Here is a 20,390-nt window from a genome sequence, read left to right as displayed (position 1 = left end):
TTCGGCGCAACCATCCGCCCGAGGGGAGAATTCAATGCTGGTGCTTCTGGGAATAGCGGTCGTGGTCGCGGGCTTCGTCGCCCGGATCAATCCGCTGCTGGTCATATTGATCGCCGCCATCGTCACCGGGGTGATGGCGGCCATGGCTCCGGGCGTCGATCTCCGGGCGCTGGCGCAGGCGGGCGTCGCCACGCTGGCGGCCTTCGGCGACGCCTTCAACGACAATCGCTATTTCCACATCACCTGGCTGATCCTGCCGGTGATCGGCCTGCTGGAGCGGGCGGGTCTGCAGGAGCGGGCACGGATGCTGATCGCGCAGGTCAGGGCGGCCACGGCCGGGCGGCTGTTGCTCAGCTATCTGCTGTTGCGTCAGGTCACCTCGGCCCTCGGCCTGACCTCGCTGGGCGGCCACCCGCAGATGGTCCGGCCGCTGGTGGCGCCGATGGCCGAGGGCGCGGCCGAGGTCCTGGCGGGCGGCGATCTGCCCGACAAGGTCCGCTTCCGCATCCGCGGCATGTCGGCCGCCACCGACAACATCGGCCTGTTCTTCGGCGAGGACATCTTCATCGCCATCGGCTCGATCGTCCTGATGGTCGGCTTCCTCGAACAGGCGGGGATCATCGTCGAGCCGCTGCAGCTGTCGGTCTGGGCCATTCCCACCGCCATCGCAGCCTTCGCCGTCCATGGCGCGCGCCTGCTGCTGTTCGACCGGGAGATCCGGCGCGACCTGGCCGCCCGTGACGCGGAGGCGGGCCAATGATCACGCTGGAGCACGCCTACATTCTCGTCGGCCTCATGTTTCTGGCATTCGCCGTCCTGACCCTTCGCGACCCCGGGCATCCAACCCGGATCCGCAGCGCCGTCTTCTGGGGCCTGATTGCGGCCTCCATGTTGTTTGGCTCGTGGCTCGGCGGACTCGGCAACGGAGTGCTGGTTCTTGCGCTCGTCGCCGTCGGCGGCCTCAAGGCGCTGGGAGTCGGTCGCCCCGTGACGACCACACCGGAGGAACGGCGCGAGAGCGCGGCCCGGCGACGCAACATCCTGTTCATCCCGGCCCTGATCGTGCCGCTGGTGGCGGTCGGCGGCACCCTCGCCGCCAAACACACCAGCGTCGGGGAATGGCTGATCTCCTCGACCCAGACGACCCTGATCGCGCTTGGCCTCGGTTGTATCCTTGCACTCGTCGCGGCCATGGCCTGGCTGCGCGCCCCCGTCATGGCCCCGGTGCAGGAAGGACGGCGGCTGATGGACTCCATCGGCTGGGCGGCCCTGCTGCCCCAGATGCTGGCCTCGCTGGGCGCCGTCTTCCTCGCGGCGGACGTGGGGAGCGTGGTCGGAGAACTTGTCACCCGGGCCGTACCGATGAGCTCGCCCCTGCTGGCCGTGGCGGCCTACTGCCTGGGCATGGCCCTGTTCACCATCATCATGGGCAACGCCTTCGCCGCCTTCCCGGTGATGACCGCCGCCATCGGCCTGCCGTTCGTCGTGGGGCAGTTCGGAGGCGATCCGGCCATCGTTTGCGCCATCGGCATGCTGGCCGGCTTCTGCGGTACGCTGATGACGCCGATGGCGGCCAATTTCAACGTGGTGCCGGCCAATCTTCTGGAACTGCCTGATCGAAACTCGGCCCTGAACGGCGTCATCCGCGCCCAGATTCCGACCGCCCTGATCCTGCTCGGCGTCAACATCGCCCTGATGTACGCCCTGGCCTTCCGGTTCTGACAATGACGCATGCCCTCGACGCCGCCACCGCCTCCCGCTTCGCCGCCGCCGCCCTCGGCCATGTGACGCGCGAATATCCGAACAAGATGGATCACGTTCTCGCCGGACCCGGGGACGTCCTGGGCCCCCGCGCCTTGCACCCGCTCTTCTTCGGCAGTTTCGACTGGCATTCCTGCGTGCACGGCTGGTGGACGCTGTTCACCCTCTTGCGGCTCTATCCGGACATGCCCGAAGCGGTGCGGATCAGAGCCCTCGCGGACGAACTGTTCACGCCGGACAATGTCGCCGCTGAAACCGCCTATCTGGATCGTCCCGGCAGTCGGGGGTTCGAGCGCCCCTATGGTTGGGCCTGGCTGCTGATGCTGGCGGCGGAACTGGCGCGACACGATGGCGACCGCGCATCGACCCTGCGTCCCCTGGCGCTGGCCTTCGCCAAACGGTTCACCGATTTCCTGCCGCTGGCGGACTACCCGGTCCGGGTCGGGACCCACTATAACACCGCCTTCGCCCTGAGACTGACGCTCGACTATGCCGAGAGCGCCGGCGACGCCTCAACGGTCGCGCTTTGCCGCGACCGCGCCTTGCGCTGGCACTCGGGAGACCGTGACTGCCAGGCATGGGAGCCCTCGCAGGACGAGTTCCTGTCCCCGGCCCTGATGGAGGCCGTCCTGATGCGGCGGGTGATGACGCCGGACGCCTTTGCTGACTGGTTCGCGGGCTTCCTGCCCCGGCTTGACCGGCGCGAGCCCGCGACACTGTTCCAGCCCGCCGGCGTCAGCGACCGGTCCGACGGCAAGATCGCCCATCTCGACGGTCTGAACCTGAGCCGGGCCTGGTGCTGGCGCGAGATCGCCTCGGCCCTGTCGCCTGACGATCCGCGGCGCTCCATCGTCCTCGAGGCGGCGCGCGACCATCTCCACGCCGCCCTGCCCCATGTCACCGGCGACTATATGGGTGAGCACTGGCTGGCCAGTTTCGCCCTTCTGGCCTTGCTGGCCGATCCTGCCGCCTGGAGCGGTCCGCGGAACACGAACCAGGCTCCGGCGACAATCACGGCGAACGAAACCGGCATGGCGGACCTGTCTTGACGTCGTCCGCCATGCGCCAGCATAAGGGCCGCCGGTCAAGGCGGCGGCCGGCTTAGCTCAGTTGGTAGAGCGCCAGTTTTGTAAACTGGATGTCGCGGGTTCGATTCCTGCAGCCGGCACCATCGTCTTCCGTCAGCCGCCGCCCATGGCGACCGCGATCCGGTACACGACAAAGGCCGCCAGATAGGCCAGGCCGAACATGTAGATGACCATCACCCACATCCATTTCCAGGAGTTCAGCTCGCGCTTGACTACGCCCAGCGTCGCCACGCACTGGGGCGCGAAGACATACCAGGCGAGGAAGGCCAGACCCGTGGCCAGCGACCATTGGGCGGCCAGGGTGGCGCCCAGCAGGCTGGTGGCGCTTTCGGGATCGGCGACGGCATAGACTGTGCCCAGGGCCGCAACCGCGACCTCGCGGGCCGCCATGCCCGGCACCAGGGCGATGACCATCTGCCAGTTGAAACCGATGGGGGCGAAGATGGGCTCCAGCGCGTGGCCGATCATGCCGGCGAAACTGTAGTCGATGGCCGGCTGGGTCGCGCCCTCGGGCGGATAGGGAAAGGTCGCCAGGGCCCAGACGATGATCATCAACGGCAGGATGATCCGCCCTGCCCGCTCAAGGAAGATGCGGGCCCGGAGCCAGAGATTGAACAGCACGCTCTTGAAATCGGGCGTCTTGTAGGCCGGAAGCTCCATCATGAAAGGCTCAACCGCGCCGCGCCAGAACACCTTTCGGATGACGAAGGACACGGCGAGGGCGCTGACGATGCCCGCGGCGTAGAGGCCGAACATGACCAACCCTTGCAGGCTGGCGAAACCCCAGACCGTCTCGTTCGGAATGAAGGCGGCGATAATCAGGGTGTAGACCGGAATCCGCGCCGAACAGGTCATCAGCGGAGCCACCATGATAGTGGTCAGGCGGTCCCGCTTCGAGTCAATCACCCGCGCCGCCATAATCCCGGGAATGGCGCAGGCGAAGCTGGACAGCAGGGGGATGAAGGCGCGGCCGTGCAGCCCCGCCCCGCCCATGATGCGGTCCATCAGGAAGGCCGCCCGGGCCATGTAGCCGAAGTCCTCGAGCATGATGATGAACAGGAACAGGATCAGGATCTGCGGCAGGAAAACCAGCACGCTCCCGACGCCAGAGATCAGGCCATCGACGATCAGACTCTGCCAGATAGTGTCGGGCATGACCGCCGCCACCCAGCCGCCCAGGGCGCCCAGGCTGCCTTCGATGCCGTCCATCAGCGGGGTGGCCCAGGTGAAGACGGCCTGGAACATCACGAACAGAAGCGTTCCCAGGATCAGCAGTCCGCCGACCGGATGCAACAGGACGGAATCGATCCGGCCGGTCAGGGTGTCGGGCCGTTCCGGCGGACGGACGCAGGCCTTCATGATCCGCTCGGCCTCGCGGGCCGCGCCGCGCAGGGCGTCGGCGTCCGGCGCGGTCCAGGCGCTCTCCGCGGAGGCGGATAACGCGCCCGCCGCGGCGTCGATGGCGGTGATCAGGTCTTCAATGCCGCGCTTGCGCGTCGCCGTGGTTGGCAGGATCGGCAGACCCAGTTCGGCCGACAGCCGCTCCAGATCGATCCGCAGGCCCTGGCGCTGGGCGATGTCATACATGTTGAGCGCCAGCACCATCGGCCGTCCGACGGCCTTGAGCTCCAGCACCAGTCGCAGCACCAGCCGCAGGTTGGTTGCATCGGCGACGGCGACGATCACGTCCGGCGTCTCCTCGCCGGCCAGCTTTCCCAGAACCGCGTCGCGAGTGACTTCTTCGTCGGGGCTGCGGGCGCGCAGGGAATAGGTGCCCGGCAGGTCCAGAACCGACATTGTCCGGCCCGCCGCCGACCGGATCAGGCCCTCTTTCCGCTCCACCGTGACGCCCGCGTAGTTGGCGACTTTCTGGTGGGCGCCGGTGAGGGCGTTGAACAGGGCTGTCTTGCCGCTGTTCGGGTTTCCGACGAGCGCGACCCGTGCGCTCCGCACCGCCATGTCCATCAGGCGGGAACCTCTTCCGGCACGAATTCAGGGCCGGCGACGAAGGCCGGTTCGAACCGCACGGTCAGGCTGGCGGCCTCATGCCTACGCAACGCGACCCGCATGTCATCCACCTTCATGGCGATGGGATCGCGGCCGAACAGGCCCTCGTGGAGGAGTTCGACGTTGGCGCCCTCGACGAAGCCCAGTTCCAGCAACCGACGCTCCAGCTCCAACGCATGCTCGTCGGTCCGGGCGTGGTCTCCCACCCGGACGACAACGCCGCGATCGCCTTTCCGGGCGTGGCTGAGTTTCAAGGTGTCGGACATCACGCTCGTGGACCAGCGGCGCATGCCTCTGCGCCTGTTGACACTGATTATCAGGTGCGACTGGCATTCGTCCAGCCCGGCATCTCGCCGCAGGCGGTTGTCCGCCGTGATGGTTGGGCTATCACAGGCGCACACCACCGGAGACCGCCGATGAACCGCCCCGCCCTGATCGTCCTCGCCGTCCTGGCGCTGACCGGCTGCGGTCAAGGCGAGGCTTCTCCCCAAAACGCGGCCACGCGCGCCTCCCCGGCCTCGACGCCCGCCCGTCCCGCACCGACGGCGGCGGATAAGGCGGCGTTGTTGGCCGCCCTGCCCGCCCCATACAACGCAGCTGATCTGGACAACGGCCGCCGCGCCTTCGCCCGCTGCCGCTCGTGCCACACCATCACAGAAGGCGGGTCGAACATGACCGGGCCAAATCTGTACGGCGTGTTCGGGCGTCAGGCGGGGGCCCATCCCGGCTTCAACTATTCGACAGCGATGAAGGAGGCGGCCTTCGTCTGGGACGGCGCCCGGCTGGACGACTGGCTTGAGAACCCTCGCACCTTCCTGAAGGGCACGAAGATGAGTTTCGCCGGCATCCCCGACCCGACGGATCGCCGCGACGTCATCGCCTTCCTCAAGGTCGAGACCGGCTACACGCCGCCGCCGCAGTCCTGAAGACTATTCCGCCGCCGCCGAAACCGCGTCGTTGGCCGTGGCCTCCTGAGCTTCCCACTCCTCGATCTTGCGGGCGGTGTACTCGGGCGACCGGGTGAAGCGCGCCAGCGCGCCATAGATCACCGGCACCACAAACAGGGTCAGCAGGGTCGCGAACATGGCGCCCGAGAAGATCACGACGCCGATGGTCTGACGGCTGCCCGCGCCCGCGCCCTGCCACAGCACCAGCGGCAAGGCCCCGAAGGCGGTGGCGATCGAAGTCATGATGATCGGGCGCAGCCGCAAGGTCGACGACTCGATGATCGCCTCCTGGATCGATCGGCCCTGATCGCGGAGTTGGTTGGCGAATTCGACGATCAGGATGCCGTTCTTGGCCGCCACCCCGATCAGAATGATCAGGCCGATCTGGCTGTAGATGTTGAGACTGGAGCCCGCCATCACCAGACCGAACAGGCCTCCGGCCGCAGCCAGCGGCACGGTCAGCATGATGACCGCCGGGGTGATCCAGCTTTCGAACTGCGCCGCCAGCACCAGGAAGACCAGCAGCAGCGCCAGGCCGAAGGCCGCTGCAACAGCGCCGCCCGCCTCCTGCTGGTCGCGCGCGGCGCCGCCCCACTGGGTCGTGACAACGCCCTGCGGCTGCTCCTGCGAGATGCGAGTCATGAACTCGGTCGCCTCCACCAGGGTCGTGCCCGGATTGAGGTCGGCGGAGATCGAAATGGCGCGTTGGCGATCCAGTCGCCGTCGGTCGGGCGTATCGCCCGAGGTCTCGGTGGTGACCACCGCCGACAAGGGCACCAGCTGTCCCGAGCCGGTCGCGACGTACAGGGCCTCCAGGTCGGCGACGCTGCGGCGCTCGGCGCGTTCGGTCTGCAGTATGACATCATATTCCTGGCCGCCCCGCAGATAGGTGGTCGCGCGCCGGGACCCGAACATGGTTTCCAGCGTCCGCCCGATGGTCTGGGCTGATACGCCCAGCGCCGCCGCCTTCTCGGGATCAACATCAACCAGCAGCCGCGGCGCATTCGGCTCATAGTTCAGGCGCGGGCGTGAGAAGCCGGGGTTCTCCAGCGACGCGGCCAGAACCGGTTGCAGCCAGTTGTAGATGTCCTCGTATTCAGAGCCCGTAACGACCATCTCGATCGAGTTGGAGTTCCCGCCGCCGCGCTGGAAGGCGCCAGGGACCGAGGCGTTGACCTGGGCGCCGGTCTGGCCCCGCAGCTTGCCGTTAAGTTCCTGAGCAATCTCGTCTGCGGCGCGGTCGCGTTCGGACCAGTCGCTGAGGATCAGAACACCATTGCCGGAATTGAAGCTGCCGCCGCCGAAACCGGGCGCGGAGATCAGATAGCTGCTCGCTTCGCCGCGGGCCTTGTACTCGGCCAGGATGGGTTCGATCCCCATCATGATGTTGCGGGTGTAGTCAAACCCTGCGCCTTCGGGTCCCTGAACACGCAGTTGCACCCGGCCCCGGTCTTCCCCCGGCACCAGTTCATTCGGCAAGGTGAAGAACATAACCGCAGCGCCGCCTGCGACGGCCACGATGAGCCCCGCCATGCCGACGACCGCGATCCGCTTGCCCAGCATGGCCTGCAACGAGTTCTGATAGGAGTTGCGCAGGGCCTCCATCGCGCGGTCGACCTTGCGAGCGACCCAACCGCCGGTCTTCGCGGGCCGCAGGATGCGCGACGCCAGCATGGGGGAAAGCGTGAGAGCCAGGAAGGCGGAGAACGCCACGGCGGCCGCGATCGCCGCCGCCAGTTCCACGAACAACCGGCCGACATAGCCGGGCAGGAACAACAGGGGCGCAAACACAGCCAGCAGCACGACGGTGGTCGCCACAACGGCGAAGAACACCTGTCGCGCACCTCGCTCGGCCGCCACCAGCGGTGGTTCGCCATGGTCCAGACGGCGCTGGATGTTCTCGGTCACCACGATGGCGTCATCGACCACCAGGCCGATGGCCAGCACCATCGCCAGCAGGGTCAGCAGGTTCAGGGAGAAGCCCAGCGGAGCCAGGATGATGAAGGTCGACAGCAGGCAGATCGGAGCCACGATCGACGGAATGAACGCCGCCCGCATACTGCCCAGGAAGATGAAATTCACCAGCGCCACCAAGGCCAGTGAGATGCCGATGGTGATCCAGACCTCGTCGATGGCATGGGATGTGAAGACGGAGTTGTCAGACCCGACGACCAGTTCGGTCCCCTCTGGCAGGCTGGGCCGAACCTGCTCAAGCATCGCCTCGACGCCTTCAGAGATGGCCAGGTCGTTGGACTGGGCCTGACGCGTAACGGCCAGGCCGATCTGGTCCTGCCCGTTGCCGCGGAACAGGCGGCGGTCCTCGGCCGGCCCCTCGACGACGCGGGCTATGTCCCCCAGCCGGGTGACATAGCCGGACTGGCCCTGGATGGCGCCGGACGCGCCGCTGGGCAGGGCCGTGGCGCTGCCTGTCTGGGCGGCGGCGGCCGTTCCCGAGCCGCGGGTGCCGATGGGCAGCTGGCGGAAGTCCTCGGCCCGCGCATAGGTGCGCGCGACCCGGACGGTATAGTCCTTTTGTCCCGACTCCAGCTGGCCGGCCGGCAGTTCGACGTTCTGGGTGGTCAGGGCGGATTCGACATCGGTGACCGTCAGGCCCCGGGCGGCCAGTGCGGCGGCGTCCAGCCAGATGCGCATGGCGTAGCGCTGCTCGCCGTAGATCTGCACCTGGGCCACACCGGGCACGGTCGCCAAACGGTCGATCAGATAGCGGTCGGCGTAGTCCGTAAGCTCCAGCCGGTTCATCGCGGTGGAGCGCAGGAACAGGATCATGATCGGCTGGCTGTCGGTGTCGGCCTTGGACACCTCCGGCGGCTGGGCCTGATCCGGCAGGCGGCCGACGACGCGGGAAACGCGGTCGCGGACATCGTTGGCCGCCGCATCGATGTCGCGGTCCAGCGAGAACTCGATGGAGACGTTGGAACGGCCGTCACGGCTGGTGGAGTTGATCCGCTCCACGCCCTGGATGCCGGCGATCTGCTGCTCGATCGGCTCGGTGATCCGGCTCTCGATCACCTCGGCCGAGGCCCCGGCGTAGGCGGTGCTGATCGAGACGATCGGCGGATCGACATCGGGCAGTTCGCGCACCGGCAGGAAGAAGAAGGCCGCGGCCCCGATCACGCACAGGACGATGGCCGCGACCGCCGCGAACACCGGGCGGCGGACGGCGAGATCGGACAGCATCATTGCGCGGCGCCCCGTGCAGGGCGGGCGGCAGCCGGGCCTCTGGCCCCGCCCTGCCCCGCGACCGTGACGGGGGCGCCGGGCTGAATGCGGTTCAGGCCCGATCCGACGATGCGATCGCCGACGTTAAGCCCGGACAGGATTTCGACGAAGCCGCCTTCGACCGAGCCCGTCTCGACCTCGACGCGCTGGGCGGTCGAGCCACGATCACCGCGGGCGATGCGATAAACGAAGGCGCCGTCGCCCTCATACTGGACGGCCGCTTCCGGCGCGGCCGGCGCGGTGCGCTGGCCCTGCTGGACGGCGACCCGCACGGCCATGCCGGGCCGTATGCGGGCGCCCGGATTGGGAATTTCGGCCCGAGCGGTAACGGCCCGGGTCTGTTCGTTGATGCGGGTGTCGATCAGGGCGATCCGGCCCCCGAAGGCCTCATCGCCATAAGCATCGATGTTCGCCCGGATCGGCGTGCCCGCGCGCAGCACTCCGAGGTAACGTTCGGGCACAGGGAAATCGACCCGCACGACGTCAATATCGTCCAGGGTGGTGATCACGCCGCCCGGATTGACCAGGGTGCCCGCCGTTACGGAGCTGAGCCCCAGGACGCCTGCAAAAGGGGCCCGGATCAGGCGGTCGCCGCGCCGGGCCTGGGCCGCTGTCAGCGAGGCCTGGGCCGTCGCCAGCGCCGTTTCGGCGTCTTCGGCCGTCACGCGCGGGGCGATGCCGCGATCAGCAAGCGTCTGGTAGCGATCAAACTGGCGCTGGGCCTGGGCCACCTCGGCCCGCGCCTCGATAATGCCGGCGTCTTCCTCACGCGCCTGAAGTTCGACGAGGGGCGTTCCTGCAGAAACCCGTTGGCCGTCGGTGAACAGGACACGGGTGATCAGTTCGCTGGTTGACGAGGTGATGTTGACCGACCGCCGGCCCCGCGCCACGCCCAGTACCCGGATCTCATCGGTGAAGGACCGTGCGCCGATGACCGCTTCGGAGACCGTCTGACCGCGCCCGCCGCCGGGGCCGCCGCGTCCGCCCGGACCACCGCCGGCCTTCTCATCGCCGGCGAAGGCCATCCTCAGGACGACGGCCACGATCATCAGGCCCAGCAGGACAACAGCGGCGACGAGGAAGAAGTGGCGTTTGATCACGCGTGAGGCTTTCTGGCGACTGAACGAGCCGACTTAACGGCTGCCGCCGTCGACGCAACTAAAGTCCATGTAACGGATACTGTTTGGGTTTCCGTCGCCGAAAGGCGCGCCTCAATGTCGCGCTCAGAACCGCCTCCACAGGGCGATGACCGGGCCGCCGCTTTCGGGGGTCTCACGGCCCGCGACGGCCCGGCGCCAGCCCGCCTGAATGCTCCAGTCGCCGAGGTCGCGGACGACCGACGCCTCGATCGACAGCCAGCGCGGCCCGCCGTCGTCGGCCTGCCCGCCGAAAGCCTGGGCCAGAACCATCCAGTCCTCGTTGAGATGCGCCCCTGCGGTGGCGTCGATCCGGGTTTCGTCCGGCAGCCCCTGCCGCATCCGCCGCGCGGCCTGCAGATCGATGAAAGAGCCACTGGGACCCCAGCGCCCCAATCCACCGGACGATGGGCCGCCGAACGAGCGACCCACGGAGGCCCGGACCTCCCAGTCGCTGTCGCCGACGCCGGGCGCCGCGTAGCCGGCGTTGCGCCCCTCGCCGCCGTCCGCGTAGCCTGCGTACAGGCTGGCCGCCCCGCGCTCGTCGCGCCACACCTGCCAGGTCACTCCGATCTCGAGTGGTCCCCGACCGTCATAGTCGACAAAGGCGTCCTCGCCCGACTGCCAGTCGCCCTTGAACTGCACGGTCAGCCGGTCAGTGACGCCATACTCCGCGAACACTCCGGCGACCATGTCGCGGCGTTCGCCCGGCAGGTCCGCGAGCGAGCCGTCTGGATCAAAGCCCCGGTCGGCCTGCATATCCTCGTATTTGACGATCAGCTGGCCCTGAGCCTTCGCCTGGGTCCAGGGGCCGGCCACGGCGGGTTCGGTCCCGACCAGCAGGGTCACCACGACCAGAAGTCCGCCGGCGAACTTCAAACGTCGTAGCCCGGTGATTTCCGATCGAGCATCCTCAGGGCGCCCGGCCAGGCCAGGGACGAGATAAAGCCGATGCCCCGGCCCTGCTCCTTCGTCTCGGCCTGGGCCGCATCCGGCGCGAAGAGCACATGCTCGCGCCCGCCTGAAAGGGCCGCCACTTGCTGGGCGCAGGCGCGCTCGAGGAAGAACATCGCGACCCAGGCCGCTGCCGCCGTCTGGCCCACCGCCAGCGTGCCATGGTTGCGAAGCAGCATCAGCGGCTTGTCGCCCAGATCAGCCACCAGACGCGCGCGCTCGTCGTGGTTCAGCGCCAGTCCCTCATAGCCGTGATAGGCGACCTGATGCTGAAGCAGGCAGGCGTTCTGGCCGATGGGCAGCAGCCCCTCGGTCTGCGCCGCCACGCCGACGCCGGCCACCGTGTGCAGGTGAATGACGTAATGCGCATCCTCGCGCGCGCCGTGGATCGCCGAGTGGATGGTGAAACCGGCCGGATTGATGAAGCTGGTCGTGTCCTGGACGATATTTCCATCCAGATCGACCTTGACCAGGCAGGAGGCCGTCATCTCCTCGAAATACCAGCCGTAGGGGTTGATCAGGAAATGATGCTCAGGTCCCGGCACGCGAGCCGAGATGTGGGTGAAGATCATGTCATCCCACCCGTGCAGCGCCACCAGGCGGTACAGGGCCGCCAGCTCGACGCGTGCGGTCCATTCCGCCTCGGACACCCTGGATTTCAGGGAAACAGCGGCGCCGTCGGCCATGGTCTCGGTCCTCATTCTACTTGGCCGCGCACGCTCGCGCCGTGCGGAGCCGCCGTCAAGATTCAGCTTCCGTTAACTGCGTCTTAGTGGCCCCGGCCTAGCTTCGCCCCAACTGTTCCATCCTCGGCGCGCCGGAGACGCCTGTGGTCCTCGTCAAACTCGTGCCCGCCAGTCGCACCGCCGGCGCCGCGCCGCGGGCCAGCGACCTGTTGGCCCTGGCCCACAACTCCAGCACAGAAGCCCGCCAGCGCCTGTTGCTGGGCGTCGTGGCCCTGTGCGACGCCTGTCCGCCGTCAGGGGAATTGTCCCCCGTGCTCAGCGAGATATTCCTGACCCTCGCCCGTCAGGCCGAGCGCGAAGTGCGCAAGGTCCTGTCCGAAAAGCTGGCTCATGCCGAATGGGCGCCCGCCGCCCTGTTGAACGTCCTGGCGCTGGACGAGATCGAGATCGCGCGGCCCATCCTCGAGTCCAGCCCCATCCTGCAGGACGAAGACCTGTTGCGTGTGCTGATCGAGGCGTCGCTGGAACACCAGATCGCTGTTGCCCGCCGCCCTCGGATCAGCGGACGGGTGGCGGACGCCGTGATCGACCAGGCCGAACCGGCCGTGCTCATGGCCCTCACCACCAATCGCACAGCCGAGATCAGCACCGAGGGCGTGCGGCGGCTGGTCGAGCATTCCCGGCGCATCGCCGCCCTGCGGGGCCCCCTCACCCGCCATCCGCTGCTGACCGAGGCCCTGGCCGAACAGCTCTACCAGTGGGTCGGGACCGCATTGCGCCAATCAATCGCCGCCCGGTTCACCGTCGACGAGCGGGCGCTGGGGGCCGCGGTCTATGACGCGGTGGAGCATGTCATGCGTCCCCCCGCTCCTGAACAGAACCCGGTGGATCAGGGCGACCGCGATGAGATGGAGCGGCGACTGATCGACAAGCTGCAATCCGCCGGGCAGTTGCGCGCCGGCCTGCTGATCCGCGCTGTCCGTGAAAAGCGACTGAGCCTGTTCGCGCACGGCCTGTCGGCGCTGGGCGGGTTCGCCGTTGGTCAGGTCCGCATGGCTCTCTCAGCGCCGACGCCGGAAGCCCTCTACTACGCCTGCGCCGCGGTCGGGATCGACCGGGCCGTATTCCCGACGCTGTTGGTCGAGTTGCGGAAGCTCAATGAGTCCCTCCCCGGCGATCGGGGTGAACCGGTCTGGTTGCGGGGAGCCCTGTCGCAGGGCTCTGCAGCGCGCGCGTTCAAGGTTCTGATCGGCGCCGATCAAGGCGCGCTGCAAACCGCCGTTTGACTTCCCCGCCGGGCTCGGCTTGCGTGCATTCGTGACCGAACCAGCGCCGGCCCCCATCCGAATCGCCTTCGCCGCCTCGGATCGACCCGAGGCCCAAGCGGCGCGAGAACGACTGATTGCGCGTTACGGCACGGTCGAACCCATCGACGCCCAGGTCATCGTGGCGCTCGGCGGCGACGGCTTCATGCTGGAGACGCTGCACACGGTCATGGATCAACGAACCCCGGTGTTCGGCATGAATCGCGGCTCGGTCGGCTTCCTGATGAACGATTTCGAGGAAGAGGGTTTGCTTGAGCGGCTGGCGGGCGCTGGACGAGCGGTGATCCACCCCCTGCAGATGGACGCCTGGACCGAGGCCGGGCAGACGCACAGCGGCGTAGCGATCAACGAGGTCTCTCTGCTGCGCCAGACCCGCCAGAGCGCCAAGCTGCGGATTTCGGTCGACGGCCGCGTGCGACTGGAGGAGCTGTCGTGCGACGGCTGCATGCTGGCCACGGCCGCGGGATCGACGGCCTATAACCTGTCCGCCCACGGACCCATCATTCCTCTCGACTCGCGGGTGCTGGCTCTGACGCCGATCAGCGCCTTCCGCCCGCGGCGCTGGCGGGGCGCCCTGCTCCCCCATCAATCGAAGGTCTGCTTCGAGGTGCTGGAACCCGACAAGCGGCCCGTTAGCGCCACGGCCGACGACCTCGAGATCCGGCGGGTCGCCCGTGTCGAGGTCAGGGAACGCCGCGACATCGCCCTGACCATGCTGTTCGACGCCGGCAAGTCATTCGAGGAGCGGGTTCTGGCTGAACAATTCGCATCCTGACGCACGTGCACCGCTTTTTAATGACGTGAGTGCGAGGGTTGCTCCAATCCGTTCGCAGGAGTCAGCCGTGAGCAACCCGGCCCAGGTCATTCGCCCGCCCAACACCCTCCGCATGAAGGTCGGCGGAGGCTTTGGCGGCATCGACGCCAACGCCATCGCCAAGGCCGAGCAAGCCTTGCAGGCGATGTCGTCGCAGTTCGGACAATGGCTGCAGGACGAAATCGTCAAGCTGGACAAGGCTCAGGCCGACATTCGCGCCTCCGGCTACAACACTGCGACGGCCGAGGCCCTCTATTTCCGCGCCCATGACCTGAAGGGCCTGGGCACCACCTACCAATATCCGCTGGTCACTCGCCTTGCAGGTTCGCTTTGCAAGATGATGGACGATCCCGCCAAGCGCATGGCGGCGCCGGTCGTACTGCTTGACGCTCATATCGACGCCATCAAGGCCGTCGTTCGCGACGAAATCCAGACCGACGATCATCCAGTCGGCAAGATTCTGGCCGAGACGCTGGAAGCCCGGGTCGCAGACCACCGGGGCTGAGCCGGTTCCGGGCATTCCACAGACGCAGACGCCCGCCACCGGCGGGCGTATTGCTGTCAGGCGGCGGCGCTGATCTGGGCCTTGATCGGCGCCGGATCGTGATCCAGCCGCTCCATCAGATAGGCCAGATCCTCACGCGGGGCGTTCGGGCGCTGGGTCAGGAAGCGCTCCAGCATCTGCTGGCGGAAGGAATCGCCAGAGGTGTCCGCACCCTCGGCCTGAAGGGTGCGCCAGGTGTCGACGCCGGCGCGATAGGCCTGGAACAGGCGCGGCGGCAGGCCCGCCCGGTCATAGATGGCCTTCAGCCCCAGAGGTCCGGCGTCGTGGATCATCAGCCAGGCCCGCGCGTGCGGCGTCCCCGCCAGCTCGGCTACCCCGTGTTCGAACAGTGTCATCTGTCCCCTCGCCAGCGCCCTCAGCAATAGCGATGCGGTCAGAACCCGACGTGCATTCAGATTGGCGACGAACTGCGGCAGGTCGGCATGGTTCGAGGCCTGGTCCACCAGATCGACTGTGGCGCGCTCGCGAGCGAAGGCGGCGAGGCGGATTGCTGTCTCCGGGGCCACGGCATGGCGGGTGACCAGATGTTCGCGGACAGCTTCGGAGGCCAGCTCGACCAGCCGCTCCGTCACGGACAACGGCAGAACCTGACGGTAGGCGATGGCGGCGACGATCTCGGGTGAGGTTCCAAAGCGGTCGATGCAGCGTCCCAGCGCCGCTTCAGCCACGTCTGCATTGTCATTGGAGGCCAGGGTGCGCACGGCCTGCTCGCAGCCGACCTCGGCCAGCACTGTCGCCACATCACGGCCCACGCCGGGCCGGCCGGCCACCGCGACCTGACGCAGCGGCGATCCGGCCTGAACGATCTCGATCAGATCCTCGTCGGAGAAGGCCGGCGAGAAATTGATCATCGGCAGGGCGACGCTGTCGACATCGGCCGCCAGCTTGCGGGCGACGTCGTTGGGAATCAGGTCTGACGATTTCAGCGTCACAGCCATGGCGCGCCGCACCAGTTCGGCCGCGTCCTGGGCCAGCATGCGCAGAATCTTCTGCGCCGCCTCCCGATCCTCGTCGTGCAGATCGGCCTTGTCCATGCTGCGGCACAGCTTGTGCGCGGCGGCGGCCCGTTCATCCGCGTCGGTCGCCTTGATCAGGCGGCGAATGTCGATCTCGGTCAGGCGGGCTCGGTAGGCGGTCATGGGCGGGTCCAGGCTTTGCCGGTCAGCATCGGCCCGGCATCCTTAACGGGCGGTTCACCATCGCTGGATTCGCAATCAGATGCTCTTGCCTGGTTCCGGGGCGAAGACACCGCCGAAACCGCCGCCCTTACCGTTGCCGTCCTGGCCCATCAGCAGGGCCAGCAGGCTCTGGTCCTGCTTCAGGCGGTCAAGCCGCGCCGCCAGCATTTGATCCCGCTCGGTCAGGTCCGGTGCGCCGGGCAAGGAGCCGGCCGCCGAGGCGGGCGCGCCGTCTCCGGCGCTGCGCTGAAGATTGGTGTGGACCTCGGCCACGGTGGCGGGCCGACCGTCGCGGTAGAAGATGGAGCGGTTGGCCGCGGCCGCCTCGGGGAACAGGGCCGCGGCGCTGGCGCCCGGCCGACGCTCCATCGCATCCATCAGTTGGGCCGCGCCCGCCGGACCCAGAAAATGCGCCGCGTACAGGTCTCCGGCGCCCGGCTCGCGCCCCGAGCGGCCCCGCAAATAGGCGGCGTTGGACGCCGTCAGCTCCGCCGCCATGGTCGAGGCCGCCTGGGGGTCGAACCGCAGGTCCAGCACGATGTTGCGCGCCGAGCCCTCGACCCGCCAGCGTCCGTCCCCGCCGCGATGGATCAGGTCGGCGTACTGGCCGTAGCCATGCTTGGCCCCATGGGCCTTCACAGTGCCGAGCCAGGTCTGTTCGATGAACTGGAACAGGCCCGCCGCCGATGAGGTTCGAGCCCGGGCGGAAGGGTTCATCGCGCTTTCGCGACGCGCCGTCCGGACCAGGAAATCGGCGTCCACGCCCGTGGCGTTTGAGGCGCGCCGAATGGCTGCCTCAACTCCCCCTGCGGATGGAATCGCTCCGACGTTCATGAGTCATGACGCTGAGGGCTCGTGGTTAATCAAATCCTAACGCCGGCCGGAGCGTCCACAACCTCTTAACCTTCGGGGGATGGCAAAGCCACGGTGGCGCTTTCAAGGCGGCGCTCGCCCCAAACTTGCCGTCAGGTCAGCGCTCAACTTCACCGTGGGACGCTGTGGGGACGGCGATAGACAGGGAAGAGACGGCCATGATGATCAAGACAGCGGGCGGCCCCGGACTGGTGAGCCCCCTCGACTACCACGAACGCAGGACGCCCCGATTCTCGAAGGCGACCTGGGTCGCCGTCGGCATCGTCGTCGCGGCCCACGTCGGCCTCGGCGCGGCGATGTACTATCAGCGGTTCGAGATGCCCCTGATAGGGCAGCCGGTCCTTCGCGACCCGATTGACGTCACCTTCGAGCGGCTGCCCAAGCCCCTCCCGGAACCCAAAACCGATCCGACACCGCCGAACACGCGTTTCAACGAGACGACGGCGCCCCCTGACAACGTCGAGACCGTCACCGTCATTCAAGGCGAAACGACCCGCGAAGACAGCACCACCATCATCGTGACGGCAGTGGCGCCGGACCCGGTCGCTGACACCCCGGTCGTGGAGCCGGTCCGTCAGCCGCCCGCTGTCATCCGCAATCCCAGCTGGTCGCGTCAGCCCTCGGCCGACCAGATGATGCGGGCCTATCCGGACCGGGCCATCGTCGCGGGCGTGGCGGGGTCGGCGTCGCTGAACTGCCTGGTGCTGCCGACGGGCGCCGTGACCGACTGCGATGTCTCGCGGGAGACGCCGGGCGGCTACGGCTTCGGCCGGGCGGCGCAGGGCCTGTCGCGCCACTTCCGGGTCAATCCGCGTACAGTCAACGGCGCGGCGGAGGGATCTCGGGTGAACATCAACCTGCGCTTCAACCTGCCGGAAGATTGATCAGGCGAACCTGAGCGGATCGAGGGCGGCGGCGTCCGCCATGAGCGGCCTGCCCTCGATTCCGTCCGCTGTGATCCGGGCGACGAGAGGCCCCATCAGCCAACCGTTGCGGCGCGGCGCCAGGGCCAGATGCAGACCCGGCTCGCCCGAGGGACCCGCCAGCGGCAGCCCGTCGGCGGTCGCGCCGCGTATGCCCACCCGGGTCGGACCGACCTCACCTGTCACGTCCAGCAGCGCCAGACCGGCCGCGATCTGACGTGTGGCCTCGGCCGGATCGGGCTCCAGGTCGCGGCGCCCCGGCTCCATCGTCGCGCCGATGACCACGCCGCCGTCACATGGCGCGGCATAGAGGCCGGGGCCTCTGACCACGCGGGGCGGGGCCGCCGTGGCGACGAATGTCAGCTGGCCGCGAATCGGCGTGATGGCGGACACAGCTGCGGCGACAGAGTCGGGCAGACCGTCGATTGGCTCCCCGGCGCCCGTGGCCAGCACCACTGTGGAGCTGAACCAGACGCGGCCGTCGCCCGCCTCGACCCGCCAACGGCGAGCGTCGCCGGTCAGGCGCACGACCTGGCCCCGCACTATCGCCAGACCGGGCGTCCGCGCCAGCGCCTTCAAGGCCGGGGCGACCTCGATGCGCCAGTCTTCGGGGGTGGTCAGGCCGGTCGGGTTCGCCCGTACGTCAAAGCCGAGCGCGCGGAGACGCGCCACTGCTGCATCGGCGTCCGGTCCGCGCCAATCCGCACCCTCGCGCAGAAGCTTCAGACCATGGCTCTCTGCGAAGGCGGGCCACAGGTCGCGGGCGCGCTTCAGCAGCGCGGCGCGTTCAGCGTCTACGTCCTCAAGAAGCGATTCCAGCGCCGGGGCGATCATGCCGGCGGCGATGGAGGAGGCGTTGGGGGCCCCGGGGTCGATGACGGTCACGGCGTGGCCGCGCGCGGCGAGCTCCGCCGCGGTGCAGAGGCCGAGCACGCCGGCGCCGATGACGATCACATCAGGGGAGGAAGCCACGGACGATCTGATCGACCGCCCGCAGCCTGAATGCAAGCGCTACTCGGCGGCGATAGCCGCGGCGCGGGTTGCACCGATGCGGGCGGTGAGGGCGGCGTGCTGGTCCCAGAGCGCCGCTGGCAGGCGGTCGCCGAACTGGGCGTAGAAGTCGGGGATCAGCGACGCCTCCTCGGCCCAGACCTCGGCGTCGACATCGAGCAGGGTCGACAGGTCAGCGTCGGACAGGCTCAGGCCCGACAGGTCCAGCGCCTCGCGGGTCGGAACGCGGCCAACCGGGGTGTCGACGGCCCCGGCCTCGTCGTCGAGACGTTCGGAAATCCACTTCAGCACGCGGGCGTTGTCGCCAAAACCGGGCCAGACGAACTGGCCGTCCTCGTTCTTGCGGAACCAGTTGACGAAATAGAGCCGCGGGAGCTTGGCCGCCTCGGTGCGTCCGCCCATCGACAGCCAGTGGGCGAAATAGTCTCCCATGTTGTAGCCGCAGAACGGCAGCATGGCGAAGGGATCGCGGCGCAGGGTTCCGATGGCGTTCTCGGCGGCGGCGGTGCCTTCGGAGGCCACCGACGAGCCCATGAAGACGCCGTGCTCCCAGTCGAAGGCTTCAGTCACCAGCGGCACGGCCGAGGCGCGTCGACCGCCGAACAGGATGGCGTCGATCGGCACGCCCTTCGGATCTTCCCATTCCGGCGCGATGGTCGGGCATTGTGAGGCCGGGGCGGCGAAGCGGGCGTTGGGATGGGCGGCGGGCTCGCCCGAAGCCGGGTCGTGGGCCGCGCCCTTCCAGTTGGTCAGGCCCTCGGGAGCGACCTTGGTCAGGCCTTCCCACCAGACGTCGTTGTCGGCGGTCAGGGCGGTGTTGGTGAAGACGGTGTTGGAGCCCATCGTCGCCAGGGCGTTGCCGTTGGTGTTGCGGCTGGTGCCGGGCGCGACGCCGAAGAAGCCGGCTTCGGGGTTCACGGCGTACAGACGGCCGTCATCGCCGAAGCGCATCCAGGCGATGTCGTCGCCGATGGTCTCGGCGGTCCAGCCGGGGATGGTGGGCTGGAACATGGCCAGGTTGGTCTTGCCGCAGGCCGAGGGGAAGGCGGCGGCGATATATTTGGCGCGGCCCTTCGGATCCGTCAGCTTGAGGATCAGCATATGCTCGGCCAGCCAGCCCTCATCGCGGGCCATGACCGAGGCGATGCGCAGGGCGTAGCATTTCTTGCCCAGCAGGGCGTTGCCGCCATAGCCCGAGCCATAGGACCATATCTCGCGGGTCTCGGGATAGTGGACGATCCACTTGTCGTCATTGCAGGGCCACGGCACATCAGCCTGGCCCCCGGCCAGCGGGGCGCCGAGAGTGTGCACCGCCGGCACGAAGAAACCGTCCTCGCCCATCAGGTCCAGCACCGGCTGGCCCATGCGGGTCATGATCCCCATCGAGACGGCGACATAGCCGCTGTCCGTGATCTCGACGCCCAGGGCGCTGATCTTCGAGCCCAGCGGCCCCATCGAGAAGGGCACGACATACATGGTGCGGCCGGCCATGCAGCCGTCGAACAGGCCGTTCAGGCGGGCGCGCATCCCGACCGGATCGGACCAGTTGTTGGTCGGGCCGGCGTCAATCTCATTGGCCGAGCAGATGAAGGTGCGGCTCTCGACGCGGGCGACGTCCTTGGGGTCCGAGGCGGCGTAGTAGCAGCCCGGGCGTTTGGTCTGGTCCAGTTCGCGCAGCGTGCCCTTGCCGATCAGGTCGGCGACGATGGCGGCCTTTTCGGCCTCCGAGCCGTCGCACCAGTGAACCCGCGCGGGCCTGGTCAGGGCGGCGATCTGCTCGACCCAGGCGACCAGGCCTGCATGGTTCGTAGGGGCCGGGTGCAGGCCCGGAATTGCGGAAGCCATCACTGTCACTCTCCTGAACGTCGCCCGGCGATCTGCG

The 20,390-nt window shown here is 68.1% G+C and carries 18 protein-coding genes and 1 tRNA gene; 9 read left to right on the top strand and 10 right to left on the bottom strand.

What is annotated here, in order from left to right:
- The first annotated feature begins 34 nt into the window (after positions 1-34).
- The 4 genes from ACTIEW_RS10465 to ACTIEW_RS10450 all read left to right on the top strand — a co-directional run bounded on the left by ACTIEW_RS10465 (position 35) and on the right by ACTIEW_RS10450 (position 2,932).
- Entirely contained in the window at positions 35-760 is a 726-nt protein-coding gene (locus ACTIEW_RS10465) for a DUF969 domain-containing protein (RefSeq protein WP_439477841.1), read from the top strand.
- A complete protein-coding gene (locus ACTIEW_RS10460) occupies positions 757-1,722 on the top strand; it encodes a DUF979 domain-containing protein (RefSeq protein ID WP_439477840.1) in 966 nt (321 codons plus the stop codon). Before ACTIEW_RS10465 ends, ACTIEW_RS10460 begins: the two co-directional genes overlap by 4 nt.
- A 2-nt stretch (positions 1,723-1,724) precedes the next feature.
- Complete coding sequence (locus ACTIEW_RS10455; protein ID WP_439477839.1) at positions 1,725-2,810, top strand: DUF2891 domain-containing protein; 1,086 nt, start codon at positions 1,725-1,727, stop codon at positions 2,808-2,810.
- A gap of 46 nt (positions 2,811-2,856) precedes the next feature.
- Positions 2,857-2,932, top strand: a tRNA-Thr gene (locus ACTIEW_RS10450).
- Positions 2,933-2,942: 10 nt separating this feature from the next.
- Here the strand turns inward: ACTIEW_RS10450 and feoB are convergent.
- Entirely contained in the window at positions 2,943-4,814 is a 1,872-nt protein-coding gene (gene feoB / locus ACTIEW_RS10445) for a ferrous iron transporter B (RefSeq protein WP_439477838.1), read from the bottom strand.
- A complete protein-coding gene (locus tag ACTIEW_RS10440; protein WP_439477899.1) occupies positions 4,814-5,122 on the bottom strand; it encodes a FeoA family protein in 309 nt (102 codons plus the stop codon). Before ACTIEW_RS10440 ends, feoB begins: the two co-directional genes overlap by 1 nt.
- Before the next feature lie 150 nt (positions 5,123-5,272).
- Between ACTIEW_RS10440 and ACTIEW_RS10435 the strand changes: the two genes are divergently transcribed.
- Entirely contained in the window at positions 5,273-5,782 is a 510-nt protein-coding gene (locus tag ACTIEW_RS10435; RefSeq protein ID WP_439477837.1) for a c-type cytochrome, read from the top strand.
- Positions 5,783-5,785: 3 nt separating this feature from the next.
- Here ACTIEW_RS10435 and ACTIEW_RS10430 read toward each other — a convergent pair whose 3' ends face one another.
- The 4 genes from ACTIEW_RS10430 to ACTIEW_RS10415 form a co-directional block, all read right to left on the bottom strand.
- A complete protein-coding gene (locus ACTIEW_RS10430; RefSeq protein ID WP_439477898.1) occupies positions 5,786-9,001 on the bottom strand; it encodes an efflux RND transporter permease subunit in 3,216 nt (1,071 codons plus the stop codon).
- On the bottom strand, positions 9,001-10,143 hold the full coding sequence (locus ACTIEW_RS10425) for an efflux RND transporter periplasmic adaptor subunit (protein WP_439477836.1): 1,143 nt from the start codon (positions 10,141-10,143) through the stop codon (positions 9,001-9,003). Before ACTIEW_RS10425 ends, ACTIEW_RS10430 begins: the two co-directional genes overlap by 1 nt.
- Positions 10,144-10,266: 123 nt before the next feature.
- The gene (locus ACTIEW_RS10420; RefSeq protein WP_439477835.1) at positions 10,267-11,058 is read right to left on the bottom strand and encodes a hypothetical protein; all 792 of its coding nucleotides are present in this window, start codon (positions 11,056-11,058) and stop codon (positions 10,267-10,269) included.
- Positions 11,055-11,819 carry a class II aldolase/adducin family protein gene (locus ACTIEW_RS10415; RefSeq protein WP_439477834.1) on the bottom strand — a complete coding sequence of 255 codons (765 nt, stop codon included), beginning with the start codon at positions 11,817-11,819 and terminating at the stop codon, positions 11,055-11,057. Before ACTIEW_RS10415 ends, ACTIEW_RS10420 begins: the two co-directional genes overlap by 4 nt.
- Before the next feature lie 143 nt (positions 11,820-11,962).
- On the opposite strand from ACTIEW_RS10415, the gene ACTIEW_RS10410 reads away from it, so the two are divergent.
- The 3 genes from ACTIEW_RS10410 to ACTIEW_RS10400 all read left to right on the top strand — a co-directional run bounded on the left by ACTIEW_RS10410 (position 11,963) and on the right by ACTIEW_RS10400 (position 14,463).
- Positions 11,963-13,105, top strand: a complete 1,143-nt coding sequence (locus tag ACTIEW_RS10410; protein ID WP_439477833.1) for a DUF2336 domain-containing protein — start codon at positions 11,963-11,965, stop codon at positions 13,103-13,105.
- A 31-nt stretch (positions 13,106-13,136) separates the two neighbouring features.
- Positions 13,137-13,919: an NAD kinase gene (locus ACTIEW_RS10405; RefSeq protein ID WP_439477832.1), complete on the top strand. Its 783-nt coding sequence runs from the start codon at positions 13,137-13,139 to the stop codon at positions 13,917-13,919.
- 67 nt (positions 13,920-13,986) lie between these two features.
- On the top strand, positions 13,987-14,463 hold the full coding sequence (locus ACTIEW_RS10400; protein WP_439477831.1) for an Hpt domain-containing protein: 477 nt from the start codon (positions 13,987-13,989) through the stop codon (positions 14,461-14,463).
- A 56-nt stretch (positions 14,464-14,519) separates the two neighbouring features.
- Here ACTIEW_RS10400 and ACTIEW_RS10395 read toward each other — a convergent pair whose 3' ends face one another.
- Complete coding sequence (locus ACTIEW_RS10395; RefSeq protein ID WP_439477830.1) at positions 14,520-15,662, bottom strand: DUF2336 domain-containing protein; 1,143 nt, start codon at positions 15,660-15,662, stop codon at positions 14,520-14,522.
- 75 nt (positions 15,663-15,737) lie between these two features.
- The gene (locus ACTIEW_RS10390; protein WP_439477829.1) at positions 15,738-16,535 is read right to left on the bottom strand and encodes a transglycosylase SLT domain-containing protein; all 798 of its coding nucleotides are present in this window, start codon (positions 16,533-16,535) and stop codon (positions 15,738-15,740) included.
- Between the two features lie 197 nt (positions 16,536-16,732).
- Between ACTIEW_RS10390 and ACTIEW_RS10385 the strand changes: the two genes are divergently transcribed.
- Positions 16,733-17,458 (top strand): TonB family protein, encoded by a 726-nt coding sequence (locus ACTIEW_RS10385; protein WP_439477828.1) that lies wholly within the window; start codon positions 16,733-16,735, stop codon positions 17,456-17,458.
- On the opposite strand, the gene ACTIEW_RS10380 is transcribed toward ACTIEW_RS10385, so the two are convergent.
- Together ACTIEW_RS10380 and ACTIEW_RS10375 are read right to left on the bottom strand one after the other, a co-directional pair.
- Positions 17,459-18,469, bottom strand: coding sequence for an NAD(P)/FAD-dependent oxidoreductase (locus tag ACTIEW_RS10380; RefSeq protein ID WP_439477827.1), 1,011 nt, complete (start codon positions 18,467-18,469; stop codon positions 17,459-17,461).
- Between the two features lie 39 nt (positions 18,470-18,508).
- A complete protein-coding gene (locus ACTIEW_RS10375) occupies positions 18,509-20,353 on the bottom strand; it encodes a phosphoenolpyruvate carboxykinase (GTP) (protein WP_439477826.1) in 1,845 nt (614 codons plus the stop codon).
- Between the last annotated feature and the right edge of the window lie 37 nt (positions 20,354-20,390).

Source organism: Brevundimonas sp. (assembly GCF_051860745.1).
Taxonomy (GTDB): Bacteria; Pseudomonadota; Alphaproteobacteria; order Caulobacterales; family Caulobacteraceae; genus Brevundimonas.
The sequence above is the reverse complement of the archived record's forward strand: the minus strand, read 5'-3'. Positions and strand labels throughout refer to the sequence as shown.

What these genes read in the sequence shown, in the direction of transcription:
- ACTIEW_RS10465 (WP_439477841.1), top strand. Translation starts at nt 35, where the DNA reads ATGCTGGTGCTTCTGGGAATAGCGGTCGTGGTCGCGGGCTTCGTCGCC.
- ACTIEW_RS10460 (WP_439477840.1), top strand. Translation starts at nt 757, where the DNA reads ATGATCACGCTGGAGCACGCCTACATTCTCGTCGGCCTCATGTTTCTG.
- ACTIEW_RS10455 (WP_439477839.1), top strand. Translation starts at nt 1,725, where the DNA reads ATGACGCATGCCCTCGACGCCGCCACCGCCTCCCGCTTCGCCGCCGCC.
- feoB (WP_439477838.1), bottom strand. Translation starts at nt 4,814, where the DNA reads ATGGACATGGCGGTGCGGAGCGCACGGGTCGCGCTCGTCGGAAACCCG.
- ACTIEW_RS10440 (WP_439477899.1), bottom strand. Translation starts at nt 5,122, where the DNA reads ATGTCCGACACCTTGAAACTCAGCCACGCCCGGAAAGGCGATCGCGGC.
- ACTIEW_RS10435 (WP_439477837.1), top strand. Translation starts at nt 5,273, where the DNA reads ATGAACCGCCCCGCCCTGATCGTCCTCGCCGTCCTGGCGCTGACCGGC.
- ACTIEW_RS10430 (WP_439477898.1), bottom strand. Translation starts at nt 9,001, where the DNA reads ATGCTGTCCGATCTCGCCGTCCGCCGCCCGGTGTTCGCGGCGGTCGCG.
- ACTIEW_RS10415 (WP_439477834.1), bottom strand. Translation starts at nt 11,819, where the DNA reads ATGGCCGACGGCGCCGCTGTTTCCCTGAAATCCAGGGTGTCCGAGGCG.
- ACTIEW_RS10395 (WP_439477830.1), bottom strand. Translation starts at nt 15,662, where the DNA reads ATGACCGCCTACCGAGCCCGCCTGACCGAGATCGACATTCGCCGCCTG.
- ACTIEW_RS10390 (WP_439477829.1), bottom strand. Translation starts at nt 16,535, where the DNA reads ATGAACGTCGGAGCGATTCCATCCGCAGGGGGAGTTGAGGCAGCCATT.
- ACTIEW_RS10385 (WP_439477828.1), top strand. Translation starts at nt 16,733, where the DNA reads ATGATGATCAAGACAGCGGGCGGCCCCGGACTGGTGAGCCCCCTCGAC.
- ACTIEW_RS10375 (WP_439477826.1), bottom strand. Translation starts at nt 20,353, where the DNA reads ATGGCTTCCGCAATTCCGGGCCTGCACCCGGCCCCTACGAACCATGCA.